Annotated in this window: 26 protein-coding genes and 3 tRNA genes; 20 read left to right on the forward strand and 9 right to left on the reverse strand. The window is 61.7% G+C overall.

The annotated features are described in order from the left end of the window. Positions 1–32 precede the first annotated feature (32 nt). From DWB67_RS12780 to DWB67_RS12795, 4 genes are read left to right on the forward strand one after another with little or no spacing between them, the layout of a single operon-like run. Entirely contained in the window at positions 33–953 is a 921-nt protein-coding gene (locus DWB67_RS12780; RefSeq protein WP_119807945.1) for a branched-chain amino acid ABC transporter permease, read from the forward strand. Continuing rightward, positions 950–1912 carry a branched-chain amino acid ABC transporter permease gene (locus tag DWB67_RS12785; RefSeq protein WP_119807946.1) on the forward strand — a complete coding sequence of 321 codons (963 nt, stop codon included), beginning with the start codon at positions 950–952 and terminating at the stop codon, positions 1910–1912. The genes DWB67_RS12780 and DWB67_RS12785 overlap by 4 nt, the downstream gene beginning before the upstream one ends. After that, a complete protein-coding gene (locus tag DWB67_RS12790) occupies positions 1909–2667 on the forward strand; it encodes an ABC transporter ATP-binding protein (protein ID WP_119807947.1) in 759 nt (252 codons plus the stop codon). Before DWB67_RS12785 ends, DWB67_RS12790 begins: the two co-directional genes overlap by 4 nt. After that, positions 2667–3365, forward strand: a complete 699-nt coding sequence (locus DWB67_RS12795; RefSeq protein ID WP_119807948.1) for an ABC transporter ATP-binding protein — start codon at positions 2667–2669, stop codon at positions 3363–3365. Before DWB67_RS12790 ends, DWB67_RS12795 begins: the two co-directional genes overlap by 1 nt. 5 nt (positions 3366–3370) lie before the next feature. On the opposite strand, the gene DWB67_RS12800 is transcribed toward DWB67_RS12795, so the two are convergent. The 3 genes from DWB67_RS12800 to purM form a co-directional block, all read right to left on the reverse strand. Beyond that, positions 3371–4144: a calcium-binding protein gene (locus DWB67_RS12800; protein ID WP_119807949.1), complete on the reverse strand. Its 774-nt coding sequence runs from the start codon at positions 4142–4144 to the stop codon at positions 3371–3373. Positions 4145–4243: 99 nt separating this feature from the next. Continuing rightward, on the reverse strand, positions 4244–4837 hold the full coding sequence (purN, locus tag DWB67_RS12805; protein WP_119807950.1) for a phosphoribosylglycinamide formyltransferase: 594 nt from the start codon (positions 4835–4837) through the stop codon (positions 4244–4246). Beyond that, positions 4834–5874 (reverse strand): phosphoribosylformylglycinamidine cyclo-ligase, encoded by a 1041-nt coding sequence (purM, locus tag DWB67_RS12810; RefSeq protein ID WP_119807951.1) that lies wholly within the window; start codon positions 5872–5874, stop codon positions 4834–4836. Before purM ends, purN begins: the two co-directional genes overlap by 4 nt. A gap of 109 nt (positions 5875–5983) precedes the next feature. Here purM and DWB67_RS12815 point away from each other — a divergent pair. Next, a tRNA-Ile gene (locus DWB67_RS12815) sits at positions 5984–6059 on the forward strand. Between the two features lie 91 nt (positions 6060–6150). Here the strand turns inward: DWB67_RS12815 and DWB67_RS12820 are convergent. Together DWB67_RS12820 and DWB67_RS12825 are read right to left on the reverse strand one after the other, a co-directional pair. After that, positions 6151–6226 (reverse strand) — tRNA-Lys (locus DWB67_RS12820). 72 nt (positions 6227–6298) lie between these two features. Next, a tRNA-Lys gene (locus tag DWB67_RS12825) sits at positions 6299–6374 on the reverse strand. A gap of 95 nt (positions 6375–6469) precedes the next feature. Here DWB67_RS12825 and dapF point away from each other — a divergent pair. The 5 genes from dapF (at position 6470) to dxs (ending at position 11668) form a co-directional block, all read left to right on the forward strand. Beyond that, the gene (gene dapF, locus DWB67_RS12830) at positions 6470–7297 is read left to right on the forward strand and encodes a diaminopimelate epimerase (RefSeq protein ID WP_119807952.1); all 828 of its coding nucleotides are present in this window, start codon (positions 6470–6472) and stop codon (positions 7295–7297) included. Further along, the gene (mtaB, locus tag DWB67_RS12835; protein ID WP_119807953.1) at positions 7294–8547 is read left to right on the forward strand and encodes a tRNA (N(6)-L-threonylcarbamoyladenosine(37)-C(2))-methylthiotransferase MtaB; all 1254 of its coding nucleotides are present in this window, start codon (positions 7294–7296) and stop codon (positions 8545–8547) included. The genes dapF and mtaB overlap by 4 nt, the downstream gene beginning before the upstream one ends. A gap of 75 nt (positions 8548–8622) precedes the next feature. Further along, on the forward strand, positions 8623–8859 hold the full coding sequence (locus DWB67_RS12840) for an exodeoxyribonuclease VII small subunit (RefSeq protein WP_119807954.1): 237 nt from the start codon (positions 8623–8625) through the stop codon (positions 8857–8859). After that, complete coding sequence (locus DWB67_RS12845; RefSeq protein ID WP_119807955.1) at positions 8859–9722, forward strand: polyprenyl synthetase family protein; 864 nt, start codon at positions 8859–8861, stop codon at positions 9720–9722. The genes DWB67_RS12840 and DWB67_RS12845 overlap by 1 nt, the downstream gene beginning before the upstream one ends. A 29-nt stretch (positions 9723–9751) precedes the next feature. Further along, positions 9752–11668, forward strand: a complete 1917-nt coding sequence (dxs, locus tag DWB67_RS12850) for a 1-deoxy-D-xylulose-5-phosphate synthase (RefSeq protein ID WP_119807956.1) — start codon at positions 9752–9754, stop codon at positions 11666–11668. A 4-nt stretch (positions 11669–11672) separates the two neighbouring features. Here the strand turns inward: dxs and fliP are convergent, their stop codons facing one another. From fliP to fliF, 4 genes are read right to left on the reverse strand one after another with little or no spacing between them, the layout of a single operon-like run. Next, a complete protein-coding gene (gene fliP / locus DWB67_RS12855) occupies positions 11673–12404 on the reverse strand; it encodes a flagellar type III secretion system pore protein FliP (RefSeq protein ID WP_370453596.1) in 732 nt (243 codons plus the stop codon). After that, a complete protein-coding gene (locus DWB67_RS12860) occupies positions 12368–12625 on the reverse strand; it encodes a FliM/FliN family flagellar motor C-terminal domain-containing protein (protein ID WP_119807958.1) in 258 nt (85 codons plus the stop codon). The genes fliP and DWB67_RS12860 overlap by 37 nt, the downstream gene beginning before the upstream one ends. Further along, positions 12613–13188, reverse strand: a complete 576-nt coding sequence (locus DWB67_RS12865) for a hypothetical protein (RefSeq protein WP_119807959.1) — start codon at positions 13186–13188, stop codon at positions 12613–12615. The genes DWB67_RS12860 and DWB67_RS12865 overlap by 13 nt, the downstream gene beginning before the upstream one ends. After that, complete coding sequence (gene fliF, locus DWB67_RS12870; RefSeq protein ID WP_119807960.1) at positions 13185–14759, reverse strand: flagellar basal-body MS-ring/collar protein FliF; 1575 nt, start codon at positions 14757–14759, stop codon at positions 13185–13187. Before fliF ends, DWB67_RS12865 begins: the two co-directional genes overlap by 4 nt. 117 nt (positions 14760–14876) lie before the next feature. Between fliF and fliL the strand changes: the two genes are divergently transcribed. From fliL to bioB, 10 genes are all read left to right on the forward strand, one after another. Then, positions 14877–15341, forward strand: a complete 465-nt coding sequence (fliL, locus tag DWB67_RS12875; RefSeq protein WP_119807961.1) for a flagellar basal body-associated protein FliL — start codon at positions 14877–14879, stop codon at positions 15339–15341. Continuing rightward, positions 15338–15688, forward strand: coding sequence for a hypothetical protein (locus DWB67_RS12880; RefSeq protein ID WP_147385930.1), 351 nt, complete (start codon positions 15338–15340; stop codon positions 15686–15688). The genes fliL and DWB67_RS12880 overlap by 4 nt, the downstream gene beginning before the upstream one ends. Beyond that, entirely contained in the window at positions 15681–16223 is a 543-nt protein-coding gene (locus DWB67_RS12885; protein WP_119807963.1) for a MotE family protein, read from the forward strand. Before DWB67_RS12880 ends, DWB67_RS12885 begins: the two co-directional genes overlap by 8 nt. A gap of 12 nt (positions 16224–16235) precedes the next feature. Further along, a complete protein-coding gene (gene motA, locus DWB67_RS12890) occupies positions 16236–17102 on the forward strand; it encodes a flagellar motor stator protein MotA (protein ID WP_119807964.1) in 867 nt (288 codons plus the stop codon). Further along, the gene (locus DWB67_RS12895) at positions 17099–17359 is read left to right on the forward strand and encodes a hypothetical protein (protein WP_182911578.1); all 261 of its coding nucleotides are present in this window, start codon (positions 17099–17101) and stop codon (positions 17357–17359) included. The genes motA and DWB67_RS12895 overlap by 4 nt, the downstream gene beginning before the upstream one ends. After that, positions 17356–19431 (forward strand): flagellar biosynthesis protein FlhA, encoded by a 2076-nt coding sequence (locus DWB67_RS12900; protein ID WP_119807966.1) that lies wholly within the window; start codon positions 17356–17358, stop codon positions 19429–19431. Before DWB67_RS12895 ends, DWB67_RS12900 begins: the two co-directional genes overlap by 4 nt. Next, on the forward strand, positions 19431–20186 hold the full coding sequence (locus DWB67_RS12905; RefSeq protein WP_119807967.1) for a flagellar biosynthetic protein FliR: 756 nt from the start codon (positions 19431–19433) through the stop codon (positions 20184–20186). Before DWB67_RS12900 ends, DWB67_RS12905 begins: the two co-directional genes overlap by 1 nt. Further along, positions 20183–21241, forward strand: a complete 1059-nt coding sequence (gene flhB / locus DWB67_RS12910; protein WP_119807968.1) for a flagellar type III secretion system protein FlhB — start codon at positions 20183–20185, stop codon at positions 21239–21241. The genes DWB67_RS12905 and flhB overlap by 4 nt, the downstream gene beginning before the upstream one ends. After that, positions 21235–21606 (forward strand): hypothetical protein, encoded by a 372-nt coding sequence (locus DWB67_RS12915; RefSeq protein ID WP_119807969.1) that lies wholly within the window; start codon positions 21235–21237, stop codon positions 21604–21606. The genes flhB and DWB67_RS12915 overlap by 7 nt, the downstream gene beginning before the upstream one ends. Before the next feature lie 63 nt (positions 21607–21669). After that, a complete protein-coding gene (gene bioB, locus DWB67_RS12920) occupies positions 21670–22707 on the forward strand; it encodes a biotin synthase BioB (RefSeq protein ID WP_119808018.1) in 1038 nt (345 codons plus the stop codon). The last annotated feature ends 24 nt before the right edge of the window (positions 22708–22731 follow it).

Here is a 22731-nt window from a genome sequence, read left to right on the forward strand (position 1 = left end):
ATAGGACCCACTCAGCCCAAAGGCGGACCCGCATGAGCAACCTTCTGCTGCTTCAAGTTCTGAACGGTGCCCAGTTCGGGATATTGCTGTTCCTTGTTGCGGCAGGACTGACACTGGTTTTCGGCATCATGGATTTCATCAATCTGGCGCATGGCGTGCTGTACATGGTCGGGGCCTATCTGATGGCCAGCCTGACGGCGGTGACAGGCAGCTTCTGGTTAGGCCTGTTGCTGACACTGCCCGCGACCATGCTGGTCGGACTGGTGCTTGAGGTGACGATTTTCCGCAGGCTGTATGACCGTCCCCATCTGGATCAGGTGCTGGCGACCTTTGCGCTGGTGATGATCCTGTCCGAGGGCGTCAAGATCATCTGGGGCGCCGCGCCGCTGAATGTTCCCATACCTGACATGCTGACAGGGTCGATCCCATTGGCGGGGCCGATCCGCTTTCCGGTCTATCGGCTAGCCATCATCGGGGCAGGGCTGGCGACGGCATTCTGTCTGTGGTTCGTCATCGGGCGGACACGCATTGGCATGCTGCTGCGGGCGGGGGCACATGACCGGTCGACGGTCTCGGCGCTGGGGGTGGATATTGGGCGGTTGTTCATGCTGGTCTTTGCCTTCGGGGCCATGCTGGCGGGGTTTGCGGGGGCGATCGTATCGCCGATTCTTTCGGTCGATCCGGGGATGGGCGATTCCATCCTGATCCTTGGCTTTGTGGTCATCGTCATCGGCGGCGTCGGGTCGATCCGCGGGGCGTTTATCGCATCCTTGCTGGTCGGCGTGATCGACACGGTGGGGCGCATTTTCGGTCCCATCGTTCTGAAGATGGTGCTGGATCTGGATGTTGCCACCCAGATGGGGCGCACCATCGCGCCGATGCTGGTCTATATCCTGATGGCGGCGATCCTGTGCTGGCGGCCTAACGGGCTGTTCGGAAGGGGCACGTCATGAACGCCGCCCGTTTGCCGCGCCGCGTGACCGCTGCCCTGATCCTGTTCACGCTGCTGGCGATTGTACCGCTGGTTCTGACGTGGATGGGGCAGGGGTTCTTTTCCTCGGTCGTGACGCGGATGATGGTCTATGCCATTGCCGCGCTGTCACTGGACCTGATCCTTGGATACGGGGCGCTGGTGTCTTTCGGCCATGCGGCATTTCTAGGGATCGGCGCCTATAGTGTGCTGTTCCTGTCCGGCATCGGCGTCACCGATATACTTGTCCAATTCGTGATTGCCGCCTTGGCGGGCGCGGTCTTTGCTACAATCACCGGTGTGATCGCGCTGCGCACGCGCGGGGTCTATTTCATCATGATTTCGCTGGCATTCGGGCAGATGCTATATTTCTTCCTGATTTCACTGTCGGTTTTTGGCGGTGATGACGGGTCCAGCCTTGGTGCGCGGTCCACGATCATGGGGCAGGACTGGCTGGAACATGATCTGGTGCTGTTCTATCTGGTGCTGGCCGTGCTGGGGTGCTGCTTCTGGGGGCTGTATCGCCTGACCGGATCACGCTCTGGGCGGGTGCTGGTCGGCACGCGCGAGGACGCCGTGCGGATGCAGGCCATCGGCTTTCGTATCCTGCCCTATCAACTGACCGCCTATGCGGTTTCGGCGGCGATCTGTTCGGTGGCGGGGGTGCTGCTGGCCAACCAGCTGGAATATGTGTCGCCGCAACTGGCCAGCTGGCAGCGGTCCGGCGAATTGATCATCATGGTGGCCTTGGGCGGGATCGGCAATCTGACAGGGGCCTTGGCCGGAGCGCTGTTCACCATCGGGCTGGAGGAGGCGATGGCCCGCATTTCGGAACATTGGAAGCTGTATTTCGGGGTGCTGCTGCTGGCCGTCGTGATCTTTTCGCCGGGCGGGCTTAGCAGTCTAGCCGCACGGATCAGCAGGAAAGGCCGTGACCTATGACAGGTCCCTTGTTGCAGGTCCGCGGCTTGCGCAAGGCCTATGGAGCCTTGGCGGTGACCGATGATGTATCCTTCGACGTGCAGGCGGGAAAAATCCACGCGATCATCGGTCCGAACGGTGCGGGGAAAACCACCCTGGTCGCGCAGCTAAGCGGCCAGTTGGCCCCGGATGCGGGGCAGGTCATCTATGACGGTCATGACATCACACAGCTGGAAATGCCGCTGCGGGTGCGTCGGGGGCTGGCGCGGTCTTTCCAGCTGACACGTATCCTGCCGCAGTTGTCTGTGCTGGAAAACGTGGCGATTGCGGTGCAGGCGCGGTCAGGATCATCCTTCCGCTTTTGGCGACCGGCGGCATCGGAAGTCGCGCTGAACGATCAGGCAATGGAATATCTGTCCAAGGTCGGCCTGCACACCAAGGCGCAGCTGCCCGCGCGGCTGCTCTCGCACGGGGAAAAACGCCAGCTGGAACTGGCCGTTGCCCTTGCCACGGGGCCACGCCTGTTGTTGCTGGATGAACCCTTGGCCGGCACCGGCCCCGAAGAGGCCGAGGTGCTGGTCGATCTGCTGGACCGCCTGCGGTCGCAGGTGACGATGGTCCTGATCGAACATGATATGGGCGCGGTCTTCCGGCTGGCAGACCATATCTCGGTGTTGGTCTACGGACAGATCATCGCCAGCGGAACGCCCGACATGATCCGCGATAACCCGAAGGTCCGTGCCGCCTATCTGGGCGAGGAAGAGGAGCCGTCCTGATGCTGGTGGTCGAGGATCTGCAAGCCGCTTACGGCGAAAGCAAAGTGCTGTTCGGCATGTCGCTGACCATTGATCGCGGCGAGGTGGTGACCCTGCTGGGCCGTAACGGCATGGGCAAGACCACCACGGTGAAATCCGTTTTCGGTCTGCTGAAACCGCGGGGTGGTCGGGTCAGCATCGACGGCGTGGATGTGACGGGGGCGGCCCCCAACCGGATCGCACGGCTGGGCCTTGGGCTGGTGCCCGAAGGCCGGCTGATCTTCCCGACACTCAGCGTGCATGAAAACCTGATCGCCACCGCGCGGGCAGGGGCGGGCAAGGGCAAATGGACAGCGGAACGGGTCTATGACCTGTTCCCGCGGTTGCGCGAACGCAGGCGCAATATGGGCAACCAGCTGTCGGGTGGTGAACAACAGATGCTGGCCATTGGTCGTGCCCTGATGACGAACCCTGAACTGATCGTGCTGGACGAGGCAACCGAAGGCTTGGCGCCGCTGATCCGCGACCAGATATGGGATTGCCTGACCCGCCTGAAATCCGAGGGTGAGGCAATCCTTGTCATCGACAAGAACGTCTCGGCATTAAGTCGTTTTGCCGACCGGCATTACATTGTCGAAAAAGGTCAGATCGTCTGGGCAGGATCAACCGAAGCCCTGAAGACCAATCCGCAGGTCAAGGACCGGTTTCTACGCGTCTGACGCGTTTATGCGTCGGCTGCGTAATCCAGTTCCAGATCGTCTTCTTCTTTCAGTTCGATATCCAGATCATCACGTTCGAACACCCCGTCCAGCGTGACGGTCGCCTGATCGCCCAGCATGATGCTGGTGGTCTGGGTTTCCTCATCGGCGATCGTGGTGATTTCCGGCGGATTTTCGGCGTCGTAATCGGCATAAAGAGTCAGCCGGTCGTCCTCGGCGCTGAAGTCGGTGATATGGGCGGGACCGTCTTCGGGGTCGACGATCATGTTGAAGCTGTCGTTGCCTTCACCACCGATGGCCACATCCTGACCCGAGAAATACAGCGTATCATCGCCCGCGCCACCTGACAGGGTTTCCTCGGCACCGCGACCCCATTCGGCGTCGCCATCAAGACGGTCGCTGCTGATCACATCATTGCCGTCGCCGCCCGATATATCGTCCAGCCCGCCACCGCCCGCGATGCTGTCATCGCCTGCGCCACCGGTGATCGTATCATCGCCCACGTTGCCTTCGATGTAATCGTCACCCGCGCCGCCGGTGATCCGGTCATCGCCTGCAAGGCCAAGAATGATATCATCTCCATCGGTTCCGTCGATTGTATCGTCGGTGTTTTCGCCGATGAAAGTGATGCCCGTGGTAATTTCTTCGTCGACATCGCTGGTGTCGTCGTCGTCGTCATCATCATCGTCACTGCTGAAAATATCGAAGGGATCGACGTAGAGCAGGGTCAATGCGCCGAAGATCAGCCAATTTGCGATGAAGGCCCATTCGTAATTCACAGCATCATTCCTTGGTGGTGGACCCTTGGGCGGGCCTTGGGGACAGCCTTACCAATGATGCGGCAACAATCAATAAAGTTTTCGTGACTCTTTGGCAGCTTAGCCTTGCAAAAGTACCGGAATACGGTCGCCCGCCGCAAATTTCCGCAAGACCGCAGGATAAAGCTGATGTTCCTGCACCAGAACCCGCGCTGCCAGACTGTCCGCCGTATCATCCGGCAGAACGGGCACGCGGGCCTGTCCCAGCAGGGGGCCGTCGTCCAGCACGGGGGTGACCAGATGAACGGTGGCACCGGCCTCGGCATCGCCCGCCTCGATCGCGCGGGCATGGGTGTGCAGGCCGGGGTATTTGGGCAAAAGCGACGGATGGATGTTCAGCATCCGCCCCTGAAAGCGCGCGACGAAATCAGGTGTCAGGATACGCATGAAGCCTGCAAGACAGATGATGTCGGGCTGTGCGGCCAGCAGGGGTTCCAGCAATGCCGCCTCGAACCCTGCGCGGTCGCGGGGGAAGGCGCGGTGATCGACGGCAGCCGTCGGAATGCCCAGTTCGGCGGCGCGGGTCAGACCGGCCGCCTGCGGGTCATTCGACGCGACCAGAACGGGTCGCGCCGGATGGTCGCCGGTCATATCCTGAACCAGACGCAGCATGTTAGAGCCGCCTCCGGACAGCAGGATCGCGACGCGTTTCATGCAAGCTGCCCCGAATAACGCATGCCAGCGCCTTCGGTCACTGTGCCAAGGCGGTGAACGGTTTCGCCTTCTTGGGTCAGCAATTCGGTCAGGTCGTCGGCACGGTCGGCGGCAACCGACAGGATCATCCCGATGCCGCTGTTGAAGGTCTTCAACATCTCGGCCTGATCAATCCCGCCTGCTTCGGCCAGCCATGTAAAGACGGGCGGCAGGGTCCATGCGGTCAGGTCGATATCTGCACCCAGATCTTTGGGCAGCACGCGGGGCAGGTTTTCGGTCAGGCCACCGCCGGTGATATGGGCCAGCGCATGCACGCCGCCTGCACGAACCGCAGCCAGCGCCGAGGTGACATAAAGACGTGTCGGGACCAGCAAATCCTCACCCAGTGTCGCGGTTCCGAAGGGCGAGGCGTCGTTCCAGCCAAGCCCCGCGCGTTCGGCAACTTTGCGCACCAGCGAATAACCGTTGGAATGCACCCCGTCCGACCGCAGACCCAGCAGCACGTCACCTGCAACAACGCCCGCAGGCAATGCCGTGCCGCGCTGCATGGCACCAACCGCAAAGCCCGCAAGGTCGAAATCGCCGTCATGATACATGCCGGGCATTTCCGCCGTTTCGCCGCCGATCAACGCGCAATTGGCGGCCTTACAGCCACGTGCAATGCTTTCGATGACACGCGCACCTTCGTCGACCGACAGCTTGCCTGTCGCGAAGTAGTCCAGAAAGAACAGCGGTTCAGCGCCCTGACAGACCAGATCGTTGACGCACATGGCAACCAGATCCTGTCCGATGCCGTCCAGATGGCCGGTGTCGATGGCGATGCGCAGCTTGGTGCCGACGCCATCGGTGGCCGCAACCAGAACCGGATCGTCAAAACCCGCCGCGCGCGGATCGAACAGCGCGCCGAATCCGCCCAGGGCGTCCATGACCCCCGATCGTTTCGTTGCGGCCGCAGCCGGTTTGATGCGTTCGACCAAAGCGTTCCCTGCGTCGATATCGACGCCTGCATCGCGATAGCTGATCCCGTTCTGTGTCATGGCGGCCCCCGGCTGATGTCGGGTTCCCGATAACGGAACACTGCCCATCAAGCAACGCCCAAGCGCTTGACCGCCGCACAAGGTGGCATTACGCATAGGCACGCTACGGGGGCCTGTAGCTCAATGGTTAGAGCAGGGCGCTCATAACGCCTTGGTTGGGGGTTCGAGTCCCTCCGGGCCTACCAGATTTCCACATAAGTGATTCTTGGCAGATGAAACTGCAAAAGCCGCCCAAGGGCGGTTTGCAGTGTTTTTGCTGTTTTGAAAGGATGTCAGTGGTGAGCCCAACAGGATTCGAACCTGTGACCCACTGATTAAAAGTCAGTTGCTCTACCAACTGAGCTATGGGCCCACACTTGAAAGTTTCATAAATGCCTTTGACGGTGCCGTCAAGACATCTAATTGAAACAACAGAATATTTCAGTGGTGAGCCCAACAGGATTCGAACCTGTGACCCACTGATTAAAAGTCAGTTGCTCTACCAACTGAGCTATGGGCCCATCACGAGGCGGTTCCTAGGGGGGGTGGCCCGTGGCGTCAAGCAGAAAAATCTACATGCTGGCAAAATGATTCTGCCAGCATTATATCGCGCCCTATGACCTATGCATCCCAAACCGGTATGCCCTTCCTGAAAATGCACGGGCTGGGCAATGATTTCACAGTGTTCGATTTGCGCGGCGGGATGGCACGTCCTGACGCCGGCCTTGTCGCGCGTATTGCCGACCGCCATTGCGGTGTCGGTTTCGACCAGCTGGCAGCCATCGAGGATTGCGAGGATGCCGATGCGCGCCTTGTGTTCTGGAACGCCGACGGCTCACTTAGCGCGGCCTGCGGCAATGCCACGCGCTGCATTGCGCGGCTGCTGATGGATGAAACCGGCAAGACGGCGCTGAAGCTGCGGACCGATCACGGGATGCTGCTGGCCGAGGATGCAGGGGGTGGCATCACGCGGGTGAATATGGGCCCGCCGGTTCTGGACTGGCAGGCGATTCCCTTGGCGCGTGATGTTGATATCGACCACCTGCCGATTGACGGCGATCCTGTGGCGACGGGAATGGGCAATCCGCACATTACCTTTTTTGTGCCAGACGCCCATGCGGTGCAGCTGGATCAGTTCGGCCCCGCGCATGAACATCACCCGCTGTATCCCCAGCGAACCAATGTCGAGGTCGTGCAGATTCTGTCCGATACAGAAATCCTGCTGCGGATCTGGGAACGTGGAACGGGCCCGACGCTGGCATCCGGATCGTGTTCCTGTGCGGCGGTCGTTGCTGCGGCCCGTCGCGGGCTGACGGGGCGGCGTGTTACTGTTAATGTGCCGGGGGGTCAGCTGTTGATCGACTGGCGCGAGGATGGCGTCTGGATGGAGGGGCCGACGGCCCTTGTCTTTCGTGGCACCCTGACGCCCGAGTGGCTGTCATGAGCGCGCCTGTCTTTTCCACCCTCGGCTGTCGTCTGAACGCCTATGAGACCGAGGCGATGCGCGAGATGGCCGATTCTGCCGGTCTGTCCGGCGCCGTGGTCGTCAATACTTGCGCCGTCACCGCCGAGGCCGTCCGCAAGGCCCGTCAGGAAATCCGCCGTCTGTCGCGCGAAAACCCCGGCGTGCCGGTCATCGTCACCGGCTGCGCGGCCCAGACCGAACCCGAAACATTCGCCTCGATGCCAGAGGTCACGAAGGTGATCGGCAATCACGAAAAGATGCAGCCTCAGACATGGGCCGACCTGCGCGCCCCCGACCTGATCGGCCAGACCGAAAAGGTGCTGGTCGATGACATCATGTCGGTGCAGGAAACCGCGGGCCATCTGATCGACGGGTTCGGTCGTCACCGCGCCTATGTGCAGGTCCAGAACGGCTGCGACCATCGCTGCACCTTCTGCATCATCCCCTTCGGGCGGGGCAACTCGCGCAGCGTCCCTGCGGGCGTCGTCATCGAACAGATCAAGCGTCTGGTCGGGCGTGGCTTTAACGAGGTCGTGCTGACCGGCGTCGATCTGACCAGCTGGGGTGGTGATCTGCCAAGCACGCCGCGTCTGGGTGATCTGGTGATGCGAATCCTGCGTCTGGTGCCGGACTTGCCGCGCCTGCGGATCAGCAGCATCGATTCGATCGAGGCGGATGAAAACCTGATGCTGGCCATTGCGACCGAACCGCGCCTGATGCCGCACCTGCACCTGTCATTGCAGGCGGGTGACGACATGGTGCTAAAACGGATGAAGCGCCGCCACCTGCGCGACGATGCGATTGCCTTTTGCGAAGAGGCCCGCCGTTTGCGCCCCGATATGGTCTTTGGTGCCGATATCATCGCCGGTTTTCCAACCGAAACCGACGAGATGTTTGCCAATTCGATCAAGCTGGTCACTGATTGCGACCTGACGTTTTTGCATGTGTTCCCCTATTCCGCGCGTCAGGGCACGCCTGCGGCACGGATGCCGGCCGTCAAAGGGCTAATCATCCGCGACCGTGCGGCGCAATTGCGCGCCGCAGGGGATGCGGCGTTGCTGCGGCATCTGGACGCGCAGATGGGCAAGGCGCATCGCGTGCTGACCGAAGGCCCGCGCCTTGGCCGTACCGAACAATTCACCGAAGTGACCTTTGATCATGACCAACCCGAAGGCACGTTGATGAACCTGACAATCAAGGGCCATGACGGCCAGCGCCTGACAGTCTGACCGCGTGCGGTGGTGTCCGGTCCGAAAGCTGGCTATGATCCGCGCCCATATCCAAGTGCTGATGGAGACCGCAGAATGAGCGATATCAAGACCCTGTCCTTTGAAGAGGCGATGCGCGAATTGGAAGCCACCGTCGGCAAGCTGGAAACCGGCGAAGCCACGCTGGAGGAATCCATCGCGCTTTACGAACGCGGTGCTGCCCTGCGGAGCCATTGCGACGCCCGCCTGCGCGAGGCCGAAGAACGGGTTGAGAAAATCACCTTGGCCGCCAATGGTCAGCCTACTGGAACCACCCCGACCGAGGGTCTGTAATGCAAGCCGCGCTGACGCGGGTTCAGGCACAGGTTCAGGCCGAACTGGATCGCGCCATCGGTGACTTGCCTGCGGGTGATCTGCGCGACGCGATGGCCTATGCTGTCAGGGGCGGCAAAGGTCTGCGCGGTTTTCTGGTGATGGAATCCGCACGGCTGCACGGTGTGCCCGATGATGCCGCCCTGCCAGCCGCCGCCGCGGTCGAGGCACTGCACGCCTATAGCCTTGTCCATGACGATCTGCCGGCGATGGATGATGATGACCTGCGACGCGGCCAGCCGACCGTCCATGTGAAATGGTCCGAGGCGACGGCGATTCTGGCGGGCGATGCCCTGCAAACGCTAGCGTTCCAGCTGTTGTCTGATGACCGCATCGGGGCAGCCCCGTCGCGATTGCGGCTGGTGGCGGCTTTGGCCCGTGCTGCTGGCGCGCAGGGGATGGTGTGGGGGCAGGCGTTGGATATTGCCGCCGAATCTGCTGGTGTGCCGCTGGATCTGGACGCCATCACGGAACTTCAGGGTGGCAAGACCGGTGCCCTGATCCGCTTTGCCGCCACTGCGGGCCCCCTGATTGCGGGCGACGACCCTTCCGCGCTGGACCGCTACGCCGATGCGCTGGGTCTCGCCTTCCAGATTGCTGATGATATTCTGGATGTGACGGGGTCCGAGGCTGTGACCGGCAAGCGTGTCGGCAAGGACGCGGATGCGGGCAAGGCGACTTTCGTTTCCCTGCTGGGGCTGGACGGCGCGCAGGCCGAGGCGCGACGACTTGTCACCGCAGGCATCGATGCGCTGGGCGGTTATGGAGAGGCCGCCGGAAACTTGCGCCTGTTGGCGCGTTTCGTTATCGAGCGCGACACCTGATAGCCGCCCGTCCCGGAGGAGGGCCAGCCATGACAGATAATCCCAAGACCCCGCTGCTGGACCGGATCACGCTTCCGTCCGATCTGAAATCATTCGACGATCACGACCTGCGGCAAGTCGCCGATGAGCTGCGATCGGAAACCATCAGCGCGGTCAGCGTGACGGGCGGCCATCTGGGCGCCGGTCTGGGCGTCGTGGAACTGACTGTGGCGCTGCATGCGGTCTTTGATACGCCGCGCGACAAGATCATTTGGGATGTGGGGCACCAATGCTATCCGCATAAGATCCTGACCGGACGCCGCGACCGTATTCGCACACTGCGTACAGGTGGCGGTCTGGCCGGTTTCACCAAGCGCACCGAAAGCGAATATGATCCTTTCGGGGCGGGGCATTCCTCGACCTCGATTTCCGCCGCTTTGGGTTTTGCAACCGCGCGCGATCTGGGCGGCGATCCGGGCGATGCGATTGCCGTGATTGGTGATGGCGCCATGAGCGCGGGCATGGCCTATGAGGCGCTGAACAACGCAGGCCACGAAGGCCGCCGCATGTTCGTCATTCTGAACGACAATGAAATGTCGATCGCCCCGCCTGTGGGCGCGATGTCCTCCTATCTGACGCGGCTTTATGCGGGCGGCCCGTTTCAGGAACTGAAGGCAGCCGCCAAAGGTGCGGTCGGTTTCCTTCCGGATGCGTTTCAGGAAGGTGCCCGTCGTGCCAAGGAAATGCTGAAGGGCATGACCGTCGGCGGCACCCTGTTTGAAGAATTGGGCTTTTCCTATATCGGTCCCGTCGACGGGCATGACATGGAACAGTTGTTGCCGTTGATGCGGACGTTGAAGGCGCGGGCGACCGGTCCGGTGCTGATCCACGTGGTGACGAAAAAGGGCAAGGGCTATGCCCCTGCCGAAGGTGCCGCCGACCGTGGCCACGCGCGTGGCCGCTTCGATGTCGTGACCGGCGAACAGGCCAAGGCGAAATCCAACGCCCCCAGCTATACCGCCGTCTTCGCCAAGGCGCTGATGGATGAGGCTGGCCGCGACGACAGCATTGTCGGCGTCACTGCCGCCATGCCCGATGGCACCGGTCTGAAGCAGTTTGCCGAACGTTTCCCGCGCCGCTGCTTCGATGTAGGGATCGCCGAACAGCATGCCGTGACCTTCTGCGCGGGTCTGGCGGCAGGCGGCATGAAGCCCTTCTGCGCGATCTATTCCACCTTCCTGCAGCGCGGTTACGACCAGATCGTGCATGATGTCGCGGTGCAGAACCTGCCCGTGCGCTTTGCCATCGACCGTGCCGGACTGGTGGGGCAGGACGGTCCGACCCATGCCGGTGCCTATGACATCGCGTTTCTGGCCAACCTGCCCGGATTCACCGTTATGGCCGCCGCGGATGAGGCAGAGCTGGTCCATATGGTCGCCACCGCCGCCGCCCATGACAGTGGCCCCATCGCCTTCCGCTTTCCGCGCGGCGAAGGCACGGGCGTCGAAATGCCCGAACGCGGTCAGGTTCTGCCCATCGGCAAGGGCCGCATGATCACCCAAGGCAAGACCGTCGCCATCCTGTCCTTCGGCACCCGCCTGTCCGAGGTGATGACTGCCTGCGAGGCTTTGTCGGCCCGTGGCATCACGCCCACCGTGGCCGACGCGCGTTTCGCCAAGCCGCTGGACCGCGATCTGATCCTGCAACTGGCGCGCGACCATGATGCGTTGATCACCATCGAGGAAGGCTCGGTCGGTGGTTTCGGCAGCCATGTGGCGCAATTGCTGGCCGAGGAAGGCGTCTTCGACACCGGTCTGAAGTTCCGGTCCATGGTGCTGCCGGACGAATTCGTCGATCACGATGCGCCGCGCGCGATGTATGACACCAGCGCGCTGAACGCCGACCATATCGAGGCCAAGGTCCTGTCCGTCCTTGGCATCGACAATCTGGATGCGCAGCGCGCCTGATAAATCAGGTGTAGCTGCGCACCAGCGCGCCCGCGATCATCGTCCAGCCATCGACCACGACAAAAAACGCCAGCTTGAAAGGCAGCGACACCACCACCGGTGGCACCATCATCATGCCCATCGACATCAACACCGCCGACACGACCAGATCGATGATCAGGAAGGGCAGGGCGATCAGAAAGCCGATCTCGAACGCGCGCTGGATTTCGGACAGCATGAAGGACGGGATCAGCACTGACAGGCGGTCAATGGCCCCGCCCGCGCCCGGGGCGATCTCGGCCATTGCCGCAAGGGTGTCGGGGTCGGTGCGGGCCGACATGAAGCCTTGAAACGGGATGATGCCGCGCCGGAATGCTTCGGCAATATCGATCTGCCCTTGTTGCAGGGGAAGGCCTGCGGTCTGCCATGCCTCGCGCAGGACGGGGTCCATGATGAACCACGTCAGGAAAATCGACAGGCTGACGATCAGCATGTTCGGCGGCGATTGCTGCAAGCCGATGGCCTGACGCAGGATCGACAGCACCGTCACGATGAAGGGGAACGCCGTCACCATGATGGCGATGCCCGGTGCCAGCGACAGGCCGGTCAGGGCCAGCACCAGCAGGACGGCATTGTCGCCTAGACCTGCGCCAAGCGCATCGCCCAAACCTTGTGCCAGCGCCGCGTGGGGCAGCAGCGCCAGCAGGATCGCCAGCCGGATCACACGGCCCCCGTCGCGCCCAGAACCCGCACGCAAAGGCGATCCTCGGCGGTGCCGTCGCTGGTCAGTTCGCCACGGGCGATGACCTTGTCGCCGACGCAGATCTCGACCCCGTCTTCGATGGCCTGATCCAGCACTAGCACATCATCGCTGCGCAAAGCGGACAGTTGGGCCACGGTCTGACGGGTGCGGCCAAGGCGGATCGTCACCTCGACCTGAATGTTGTCGGTGTCGATCAGATGCATCAATGCGTCCATGTCGTGTCGTCCTCTGCAATCTCGGAAATCAGGGCGCGGATGTCGCCGGCGATGGTTTGGGGGTCCAGAATGATCCGCCCGCCTTGCAGCTCGACGGTGATGGTATCGGTAGGGGCCGGCGCGATGGTGACCGTCTGCACGTCGGTCTGGGTCAGGCAACGTTCGACCAGCCCGCGCAGCCTGTCGCTGCAATTGATCTGTGCGACCAGCGGGATGCAGTCCTGTGCCAGACGCGCCAGTTCGGTCATCAAGGCATCCTCCAGCCTGCGCGATGTGGCCGAGGGGGCCATCAGGTCAAGGATCTGCGACAGGATCGGCCCCAGTGCTTGCACCGCCTGCGCGCGCAGCTGCGTCCGACGGGTTTCGTCATCGGTCATGGTCTGTGCCAGATGCCGCAGGCTGCCATCAAGGGCATGCAGCTGGGCATCGACGGCCTGGGCGTTGGCTTCTGCGAACCCTTCGGAATGGGCGCGGTCCATGTCCTCTTGCGTGAAGATCATCGGAGAGGCGTGATCGGCAAGGGCGTTCGAGAATGATTCCAGTTTGAAGATCGCAACGCTCATTTCGCGGGTTCCTTATTGTCGATCCACCCCGAGAGGATCTTGGCGCTTTCATCCTGCCGTTCGCGCATCATGTTCTTCAGACGCGCGACAGGATCGGCAGGGGGCAGTGACAGCGTCTGCGGTTCGGGGCGTTCGTCGACGATCACAGGGGGGGCAGGACGTGTCGGGACGGGTTCATCATCAATAGTGCCGGTCAACACAGGCACCACGGGCGGTGGCAGGCTGTTGTCCAGCATGGGTGGCTGCGGCGCGCGGTTGCGCATGATCGGGCGGACCAGCAGTAAGATAACTGCCAGCGCGAACAGGCCGATCAGCGCGATTTTGGCCAGATCGTTCAGGGCAAGCCGGTCAAGAAAGCCCGGTGCCGCATATGATCCGTCCTGCGACAGATCGGCAAAAGCCAGCGACTTGACAGTCAGCTGGTCACCGCGGCTTTCATCGAAGCCGACTGCCGAGGCGACAAGTTCTTTCAGCGTTTGCAGTTCGGCATCGGTTCGCGGCACCAGCGTGGTTTCCCCATCGGCATTGGTCTGGGGGATGCCGTTGACCAGCACGGCCACGGTCATGCGGCGGGTCGATCCGGGCATGCGCGACACCTCGCGGGTGGTGCGGCTGACTTCGTAATTCGTCTGCTGGCGGTTTTCGGACCGTGTGCTCTGGCTTTGATCGCCCGACTGTTCGTCTGCGTCGGGCAGGTTCGATGCCGCAGTGACGGCCCCATAACCGGTCGTATTGCTTTGATCCGAGGTTTCCTCGGTCACGGTGGAAATCATCGCCCGTTGTTCGGGGTCATAGCGCTGTTCGGTCAGCTGTTCGGTGTCGGTCACCAGATCAAGGTTCAGTTCGACAATGGCATTTCCGATACCCACATGCGGTTCAAGAATACGTTCGACATTGCGCTTCATTTCGGATGCGCGGTCGGCCCCGCTTTGATCCTCGGTGGCGGCAATGATGCCGTGCTTGCTGTCGATCACGGTCACGCGGTCGGGCTGCATGCCGGGAACGCCCGATGAAATCAGGTATTTCAGCGCCGCCGCCTGTTCGCGGCTTACAGCCTGCCCCGCAGTGGTCAGCGTGACCGAGGCACTGCCATTCTGGTCGCGGCGGTATCCGCGCCCCGTTTCGATGGCCAAATGCACCCGCGCGGTGCGGACATTGGGCAGGGCAAGGATGGTGCGGGCCAGTTCGCCCTCTTTGGCGCGCCAGTAGGCCGCGTCAAACATTTGCGATGTGGTGCCAAAACCGGACATGCCGTCCAGCAATTCGTAACCGGTGCTGCCAGCGGCAGGCAGGCCTTGGGCCGCCAGATCCATCCGCAGGCGGTCGCGTTGTTCGGCATCAACCCAGATGGCATCGCCGCGCACCTCATAGGCAATGCCCGCGCGTTCGATCCCTGCGATCACCTCACCCGCCTGTGCCGCGTCCAGCCCGCCATAGATCAGCGACATGCTGGTGCGGTTGGCAAACCAGCCAAAGCCCGCAATGGCGAGAAAAGCGGCCAGAAAAGCACCGCCCAGAATCATCCGCTGTTGAGAGCTTCGCTCGTTCCAGTAGTCCTGCAGTTTTTGCAAAACCGTTCCTTTCGAATCAGCGCTTGATTGTCGTCGTGACCCTGATTGACATGGCCCACGTTAAGATTCGGTTAGTCGCGTTCTGATATTCCGGTCTGGTCAGGACGGAGAATCACGATGACCGAAACCGCCGAAACGAAACCCCGCAAGAAGGGGATGCTGATCCCGATCGCGGCAACGCTGATCCTTGGGGGTGTCGGGTTCGGCTCGACCTATCTGGGGTTGTGGTCGCCCGCCGCGATGTTGTCCCGCCCCGCCGAGGCAAACGTCGCACATGGCGAAATGCAGGCCGAATTTGTCGACATCCCGACCATTGAAATTGTCATGCCGGGCGGCCGGTCGCGCAGCCTGATCCTATCGGCAACCATCGAAAGCGACAGCGCCCATAAGGCACAGATCAAACACCTGATGCCGCGCGTGTCGGATGCCTTCACGACCTTTTTGTCGGGGGTGGACCCCTCGGCCTATGAAAAGCGCGGGGTGCTGGAAATCATCCGGACCGAACTGGTCGCCCGCACCCGTCTGGTTCTGGGCGACGGGGCCGTCACCGACCTGCTGATCACGGAGTTCCGTTTCAAATGACCATGGATCACATCCTGCAAATGGCCTTGCTGGTCGCCTGTGTCGGCCTTGCGCTTTTCTGCACCTCGTTGACGCGCCGGTTGCGCAAGTTGAACGACCTTGAAAGCGGGCTTGGCGGTGCCATCGCCATCATGGCAGCCGAGGTGGACCGCCTTGAACAGGCCATCCGGTCGGCCCGTGACGAAGCCACGGCGGCCAGCGAATTGCTGGCCGATGAAATCGAAACCGCGCGGCGCGAACGGGCCATCTGGGATCTGCGCCAGCGGATCGGTCTGGCCGCGGATGCGGCACCCAAACCACAAGCCACGCGCCGTCTGCGCAAACGCCCCGAGGTGGCCGATGTCTAAAGCGATCCTGCCGGTTCTGGCCGTGCTGTTTGCCCTGCCCGCAGGGGCGATGATCTGGAAGGGCCAGAATTTCGCAGATGTGTTTCAGGCCGTCGCGGGCCCTGCCGATCTGCTGCAAGGCTGCACGGATGTTCCCGAAGCCGTTGCTTTGGCCGAAGAATTGCGCGACCGTGCCTTGCGGATCGAACGCTATATGGCCGCGCTGGATCAGCGCAAAGCCGATCTGGCCACAGCCGAGGCGACCTTGCGCACCCGTCTTGGCGAACTGCGGTCCACCAAGGGCGCAACCCGCGCCAGCCGAAATGGATCAACCGAGGCTGTGCGGACCGATATCGACCGCCTGATCGCCGTCTATGACCAGATGAAACCGGCCGAGGCTGCCGCGATCCTGACCAACCTTCCCGCCGATTTCGCCGCCGAAATCCTGATGCGTGTCCAGCCCGAAACCGGTGCCCGCATCATTGCCGCGGTCGAGCCGCGCCAGGCCGCCCTGCTGACCGCCCAGATGGGCGCGCGCAGCGTCCGCAAGCCATAAGGAAATCCACAGATGTTCGGTATTATCGGCATTGTTCTGACAATGGTCATGGTCTTTGGTGGCTATATCCTTGCGGGGGGCAAGATGGGTGTCATCACCCATGCCCTGCCGTTCGAGATGATGATGATCATGGGTGCCGCCATCGGGGCCTATCTGCTGTCCAACGACAGCCACACGTTGAAGGCCACCATCGGCGGGCTGATCCGCGCTTTCAAAGGGCCGAAATGGACCGCGCAGGACCATCAGGACGTGCTATGCCTGATGTTCCAGCTGCTGAAAATTGCCCGTGAAAACCCCGTTGCACTGGAACAGCACATCGAAACGCCGGATGAGTCACCGATTTTCGGGGCCTATCCGCGCCTTCAGGCCGACCATTACGTTGTCTCGTTGATTGCCGATACATTGCGGTCGACCAGCCTGAATTATGACGACCCCTATCAGGTCGAAGACATCCTGACCCGCCGCATCGCCACCCTGCGCGAGGAGGAGATGCACGTCCCCCACGCCCTTCAGAATATGGCCGACGCATTGCCTGCCTTGGGCATTGTCGCTGCCGTTCTGGGCGTGATCAAAACCATGAGCTCGATCGACCAGCCGCCTGCGGTGCTGGGCAAGATGATCGGGGGCGCATTGGTCGGGACGTTTCTGGGGGTGTTCCTGTCCTATGGATTTGTCGCGCCCTTGGCGACCCGTCTTGGTGGCGTGGTCAAGCAGGATATGGGGTTTTACGACGTGATCAAATCGGTCTTGGTCGCGGGCCTTCACCAGCATGCCACCCCCCTTTGCGTCGAGGTTGGCCGTCAATCCGTTCCCGAACACGTCCGCCCCAGCTTTGACACGCTGGAAGGCGCATTGCGTGAATTGAAAAAGGCCGCATGATGACAGCGATGGGTGCGATGTTCCTGACGGCGGCTTTGACAACCGCCAGTGGTGGTTTCGAAGAATTTGCCAGCGACGCGAACGGCTGGCTGCTGTCGGGGCAGGGGCTGCCGCGCGATTACCGTGTCACCCTGATGCAGATGGACAGCGCGGACCGGATCAGCGCCATCGCCTATCTGCGCCGGATCGGCCTGATGAACGACCGCCCATGGACGCTGGATGACCTGTTGCGCCCCGCTAAGGAGCCCGCCGAATGATTCCCGTGAAAAAACGCAAGATCATCGATGCACCACTGTTGATAACGGGCGGGCTGGTGCTGGTTGTGATCTCTTTGGTGATCCCGTTGCCTGCGGGGGTGCTGGATTTCGGCATTGCGATTTCCATCGCGATGGCGACACTTGTGCTGGTCATGGCCTCGCTGGTCGATAAACCGACCGATTTTCAGGCATTTCCGGTGCTGCTGCTGGTCAGTCTGGTGATCCGGCTGTCGTTGAACGTGTCCTCGACCCGATTGATCCTGACCGAAGGCCAGAACGGTAAAGAGGCTGCTGGCCATGTCATCAACGGCTTTGCCGATTTCGTGGCGGGCGGATCGATTCTTGTGGGGATCACGGTCTTTGCAGTGATTTCGGTCGTGAATTTTATGGTTATCACCAAAGGCTCGGGGCGCATGGCTGAGGTGGCGGCCCGTTTCGCCCTTGATTCGCTGCCCGGTAAACAATTGGCCATCGACGGCGACCTGAACGCCGGCGCCATCGACCATCACGAAGCCAAGCGCCGCCGAATCCGCGAACAGACCGAGATCAGCTTTTTCGGTTCGCTGGACGGGGCCTCGAAGTTCGTCAAGGGCGATGCGGTGGCGGGCATTGTCATCACGCTGATCAACCTGATGATCGGTCTGACGGTCGGCATTGCGGTTCATGGAATGCCCCTGTCCGAGGCAGCCTCGACCTATTCGCATCTGACCATCGGTGACGGGCTGGTGACGCAGGTTCCGGCGCTGATCACCTCGATGGCAGCGGCATTGTTGCTGTCACGGGGCGGGGCGACGGAAACAACCGCCCATTTGTTGTCGTCGGAATTCATGCGGGTATGGCAGCCTGCCGCGATGGTCGCCGCTGCAATGGTGGTGATTTCTTTCATTCCGGGCATGCCGCAGATGCTGTTTCTGGGTATCTCTGCCGCTCTGGCCTTTATGTCATGGCGCATTGCCCATCGGCCGGAACGACCCGTCGAAACCGCCGATGCACCGACAGCCGAACCTGCCCCCGCTGCCCGTATCGGTGATGTGCTGGATACCGATGATGTCAGCGTCGAAATCGGGTCGGATCTGATTCTGACGGCACTGGATCAGGCGCGCGGTCTTGGCAGCCGGATCAACAACTTGCGGATCCATATTGCCCGCAGCTTTGGCATGGTTCTGCCCGATGTCCGGATTACCGACACCGATGATCTGCCCCCCGGTGATTACCAGATCAGCATTCAGGGTGTCGTGCGGGGGCGCGGGACGTTGCACCCGTCGCAGGTGCTGGCCCTTGGGCCGGACGCGGTGCTGGCCGATCTGCGGGGTATCAGCGTACGCGAACCGGTCTATTCCAGCCCCGCCCGCTGGATCGCCACAGCAGATCAGGAGGATGCGTCCGTCATGGGTGCCACCGTCGTCACCCCGATGGAGGTTCTGTCGACCCATCTGATGGAGGTGGTCAAAGCGAACCTGCCCGCCTTGCTGACCCTTGGCGCGATGCAGCGACAGATCGAGGAACTGAAAACCCTGTCCGACACGAACCGCGCCGAACGCAACCGCAAGTATTTCGACAGCATGATCCCCGATAAAGTCACGCCCGAAACCCTGCTGGCGATCTTGCGCGCCCTGTTGGAAGAACGGATTTCTATCCGCAACCTGCCCTTAATCGTCGATGCCATCTGCGAATTCTGCAACGTGGATTCCCCCGAGGTGATCTATGAACTGGTCCGCAAACGCTTGCGCGGCCAGATCACCCAGCAATATTCCGACGATGCCGGTCGCATCGCCGCGCTGCAACTGCACCCCGCGTGGGAGGCTGAGTTTGTCCGCGCCGATGCCGAAACCGGTCGCGCGGGCGGTGGCGCGATGACGCCGGACCTGTCGAAACGTCTGCTAGAGGCCGCACGAAAGGCGGTGTCGCTGGCCGAACCCGTGGCGCGCACCGTCATCGTCGCCCCCGATCACCGCCGCCGGATGATCCGCGCTGTTCTGGGGGCAAACGGAATGTCGGTGCCTGTTCTGGGGTTGGAGGAAGTGGACCCTGCCGCCGAACTGCGCCTGCTTGGCACGATCGAGGCTGCCTGATGTGGCCGCAAATGCAGGCGATTTTCCCGTGGTTGGATTGGTCCCTGGTGTTGGTCTATGCGCGGGTTCAGGCCTGTATCCTGATCCTGCCCGGATTGGGCGAACGGGTTATCCAGTCGCGTGTCAAGGTCGCCATCGCATTGTCCATTACGCCCTTGCTGGGTGATCTGGTGCCCTCTATTGCCATGCCCGAACAGCCCATTGCTGTGATCGCCCAGATCGTCCCTGAAATTATCCTTGGTTTCGCGACCGGAACCCTATTGCGATTGATGGCGCTGGCCATCGATATCGCAACGACGGCGATTGCGGCCACAGCCTCGCTTTCGCAGATCATGGGCATCCAGAACGAGGCCTCGCCCCATCCCATCGGCAACCTGTTCCACCTTGCAGGCATCGCGGTCCTGATGGCGCTTGGACTGCCTGCCATGTTGGTTGACCTGATGGCCGACAGCTTCCGCCTGTGGCACCCTGCAAGTCTGCCCGACCCCGGAATGTTGTTGTCAGGCATTGTCACGGTTGTCCGCGACAGCTTTTTCCTTGCGATGACACTGGCGGCACCATTCACGCTTGGCGGGTTTCTGTTTCAGGCGCTGACAGGCGTGATCAACCGCGTCATGCCTGCGCTGCCTGTGGTCTTCATAGGTGCGCCAGCGGCAATCTTTCTAGCGCTGGCAGGACTGGCCGTATTGTCACCGATGCTGATCGGCCTGTGGGCCGATGCAGTCCTTGGCTTCATGCTGCCGGTGGCCCCATGAGCGAGGATTCGGACGACAAGCAATTCGAGGCCAGCGAACAAAAGCTGAGCCAGGCCCGTGAAAAAGGCGATATCCCGCGATCCACCGAGCTGAATGCGACAACCATGTATCTGGGCGCGTTTCTGGCGTTCAGCATGGTGTCAGGATATGCCGTCCGGCAGTGGCTGGCGATGGCCACGCGGGCCTTGGGTGCCGAAGGTTGGCCCGATGATGTCACCGCCACGGCACGCGATATGGGCGCCTTTGCCGGTGTGGCGGCTGTCGGACTGGCTGCGCTGTTGGTTGTTGCCATTATGGTGGGGCTGATCGCCACGCGCGGGTTGATCTTTTCGCCGCAAAAGCTGGCCTTTGATCTTAACCGCATCAATCCGGTGAAAAACGCCGGACAAAAATTCGGTGCGAACGGGATGGTGACTTTCGCGATCTCGCTGGGAAAGGCAGGGCTGGTCTGTGCGGGCGGCTGGTTTCTATATGCCAGCCTGCTGGACCGGATTGCGGGCATGGCGATGGCGGGGGGGCAGTGGACCACTGCGTTGGGGGCGATCATGGGGCAGGTGTTGTTGCTGGCGCTGGTCGTCTCGGTCCTGTTCACGGTGCCTGATATCATGTGGAAATGGTTCGACCACCGTCGCAAGAACCGGATGAGCCGCAAGGATCTGCAGGATGAATTCAAGGATTCCGAAGGCGACCCCCATCTGAAGGCCGCCCGCCGCCAGCGCGCTGTCGATATTGCCATGCAGCAGATGCTGACCGATGTAGCCAAAGCCGATGTGGTGATCGTGAATCCCACCCATTACGCGGTGGCGCTGCAATGGAAACGCGGATCGGGGCGTGCACCGGTCGTTGTGGCCAAAGGCACGGATGAGGTTGCCGCCCGTATCCGCGCCAAGGCCCGCGAAAACAACGTGCCGATCTGGTCCGATCCGCCCTGCACACGCGCCATCCACGCCGGTGTCAAAGTTGGGGCGGAAATCAGCCACGACCATTTCGCGGCCGTCGCCGCCGCCATCCGTTTCGCTGAAAAAATGCGCCTGAAAGCGAGGGCAGGGTGGTAGACAGGATCAAACAGCTGGCGCAGCTGGAAGGTATCGCGCGGATCAAGGCGGAACGGCAGCTCAAGGCCTTTGCGGCCTTTGCGCTGCATATGAATGCCGCGCATCAAAGGGCCGATGCGATGCGGACATCCCTTGCGCAAAGCTATTCCAGCATCGCCCCTCTGACCATCCCCGAGGCGCGGGCCGCCAATGCCCAAGCGCGGCGTTCTGCGCGCGAATTACGTCATGCTGATCAGGAATTGCAGCGGTTGCAGCCGCGCTTCGATGCCGCCCGCAAAGTTGCCGCCACAGATTTCGGACGGGCCGAGGCTTTGTTGGCGCTGGCCGCACAAGAACGCAGGCACCGTGATCGCGAACGCTTTTAGGTGCGTGATTGGACAGGCAGCGCATGGAATGCTAATCAGCAGAATGCACGCCAAGGGGACGCCATGCTGCACAGTGATCCGAACACCGAAAACCGCCGCCAGATCTGGACCGCCGAGGAGGCCCGCCGGGTCTTTGACCAGCCGCTTATGGATCTGTTGTTTCAGGCGCAAACCGTCCACCGCCAGCATTTCGACCCCAATCGGGTCCAGCTGAGCCGCCTTTTGTCGATCAAAACCGGCGGCTGTCCGGAAGACTGTTCCTATTGCAGCCAGTCGGCGCGTCACGCGTCGGGGCTATCTGCTTCGAAGTTGCTAGAGGTGGAACGCGTTCTAGCCGAAGCGCGCCGCGCCCGTGATGCGGGTGCCACGCGCTATTGCATGGGCGCTGCATGGCGCAGCCCCAAACAGCGCGACATGCCGCAGATCATCGCGATGATCGAGGGCGTCAAAGCCCTTGGCATGGAAAGCTGCATGACCTTGGGGATGCTGGACGCCGATCAATCGGCCCAGCTGGCCGAGGCAGGTCTGGATTATTACAACCACAATATCGACACCTCGGAAGCGCATTATCCCAATGTCATCACGACGCGGACCTTTGCCGACCGGATGGAAACGCTGGCCAATGTCCGCAATAGCGGCATGAAAGTCTGTTCGGGCGGTATCCTTGGTCTGGGCGAAGGCCAGCAGGACCGCGTCGATATGCTGGTGACGCTGGCCAATCTGCCCGAAGCGCCCGACAGCGTGCCGATCAATATGCTGATCCCTGTCGAAGGTACGCCGATGGCCGATGCAGCGCCTGTCGATCCCATCGATTTCGTGCGCACCATCGCCACCGCCCGCATCATGATGCCGCACACCCATGTGCGTTTGTCCGCTGGTCGCACGGCGATGTCGGATGAAATGCAGGCCATGTGTTTCTTTGCGGGCGCGAATTCGATCTTTGTGGGCGATACCCTGCTGACCAAGGACAACCCCGAAGAGGAAACGGATATGGTCCTTTTCGCCAAGCTGGGGCTGAACGCCATGAAGGCGCATGAACATCATCCCGAACCCGCGGCACCGGCAGTGCCGCGCGAACCGGCGATTCCGATTCTGCGCTGAAAGGGCCCGGGGGGTATTATCCCC

The organism is Paracoccus sp. JM45 (assembly GCF_003590715.1).
Lineage (GTDB): Bacteria > Pseudomonadota > Alphaproteobacteria > Rhodobacterales > Rhodobacteraceae > Paracoccus.

Excerpts from the sequence above, each read along its gene's own strand:
- DWB67_RS12780 (WP_119807945.1), top strand. The coding sequence starts at position 33 with ATGAGCAACCTTCTGCTGCTTCAAGTTCTGAACGGTGCCCAGTTCGGG.
- DWB67_RS12785 (WP_119807946.1), top strand. The coding sequence starts at position 950 with ATGAACGCCGCCCGTTTGCCGCGCCGCGTGACCGCTGCCCTGATCCTG.
- DWB67_RS12790 (WP_119807947.1), top strand. The coding sequence starts at position 1,909 with ATGACAGGTCCCTTGTTGCAGGTCCGCGGCTTGCGCAAGGCCTATGGA.
- DWB67_RS12795 (WP_119807948.1), top strand. The coding sequence starts at position 2,667 with ATGCTGGTGGTCGAGGATCTGCAAGCCGCTTACGGCGAAAGCAAAGTG.
- purN (WP_119807950.1), bottom strand. The coding sequence starts at position 4,837 with ATGAAACGCGTCGCGATCCTGCTGTCCGGAGGCGGCTCTAACATGCTG.
- purM (WP_119807951.1), bottom strand. The coding sequence starts at position 5,874 with ATGACACAGAACGGGATCAGCTATCGCGATGCAGGCGTCGATATCGAC.
- dapF (WP_119807952.1), top strand. The coding sequence starts at position 6,470 with ATGACCTATGCATCCCAAACCGGTATGCCCTTCCTGAAAATGCACGGG.
- mtaB (WP_119807953.1), top strand. The coding sequence starts at position 7,294 with ATGAGCGCGCCTGTCTTTTCCACCCTCGGCTGTCGTCTGAACGCCTAT.
- DWB67_RS12840 (WP_119807954.1), top strand. The coding sequence starts at position 8,623 with ATGAGCGATATCAAGACCCTGTCCTTTGAAGAGGCGATGCGCGAATTG.
- DWB67_RS12845 (WP_119807955.1), top strand. The coding sequence starts at position 8,859 with ATGCAAGCCGCGCTGACGCGGGTTCAGGCACAGGTTCAGGCCGAACTG.
- dxs (WP_119807956.1), top strand. The coding sequence starts at position 9,752 with ATGACAGATAATCCCAAGACCCCGCTGCTGGACCGGATCACGCTTCCG.
- DWB67_RS12860 (WP_119807958.1), bottom strand. The coding sequence starts at position 12,625 with ATGGACGCATTGATGCATCTGATCGACACCGACAACATTCAGGTCGAG.
- DWB67_RS12865 (WP_119807959.1), bottom strand. The coding sequence starts at position 13,188 with ATGAGCGTTGCGATCTTCAAACTGGAATCATTCTCGAACGCCCTTGCC.
- fliL (WP_119807961.1), top strand. The coding sequence starts at position 14,877 with ATGACCGAAACCGCCGAAACGAAACCCCGCAAGAAGGGGATGCTGATC.
- DWB67_RS12880 (WP_147385930.1), top strand. The coding sequence starts at position 15,338 with ATGACCATGGATCACATCCTGCAAATGGCCTTGCTGGTCGCCTGTGTC.
- DWB67_RS12885 (WP_119807963.1), top strand. The coding sequence starts at position 15,681 with ATGTCTAAAGCGATCCTGCCGGTTCTGGCCGTGCTGTTTGCCCTGCCC.
- motA (WP_119807964.1), top strand. The coding sequence starts at position 16,236 with ATGTTCGGTATTATCGGCATTGTTCTGACAATGGTCATGGTCTTTGGT.
- DWB67_RS12895 (WP_182911578.1), top strand. The coding sequence starts at position 17,099 with ATGATGACAGCGATGGGTGCGATGTTCCTGACGGCGGCTTTGACAACC.
- DWB67_RS12900 (WP_119807966.1), top strand. The coding sequence starts at position 17,356 with ATGATTCCCGTGAAAAAACGCAAGATCATCGATGCACCACTGTTGATA.
- DWB67_RS12905 (WP_119807967.1), top strand. The coding sequence starts at position 19,431 with ATGTGGCCGCAAATGCAGGCGATTTTCCCGTGGTTGGATTGGTCCCTG.
- flhB (WP_119807968.1), top strand. The coding sequence starts at position 20,183 with ATGAGCGAGGATTCGGACGACAAGCAATTCGAGGCCAGCGAACAAAAG.
- bioB (WP_119808018.1), top strand. The coding sequence starts at position 21,670 with ATGCTGCACAGTGATCCGAACACCGAAAACCGCCGCCAGATCTGGACC.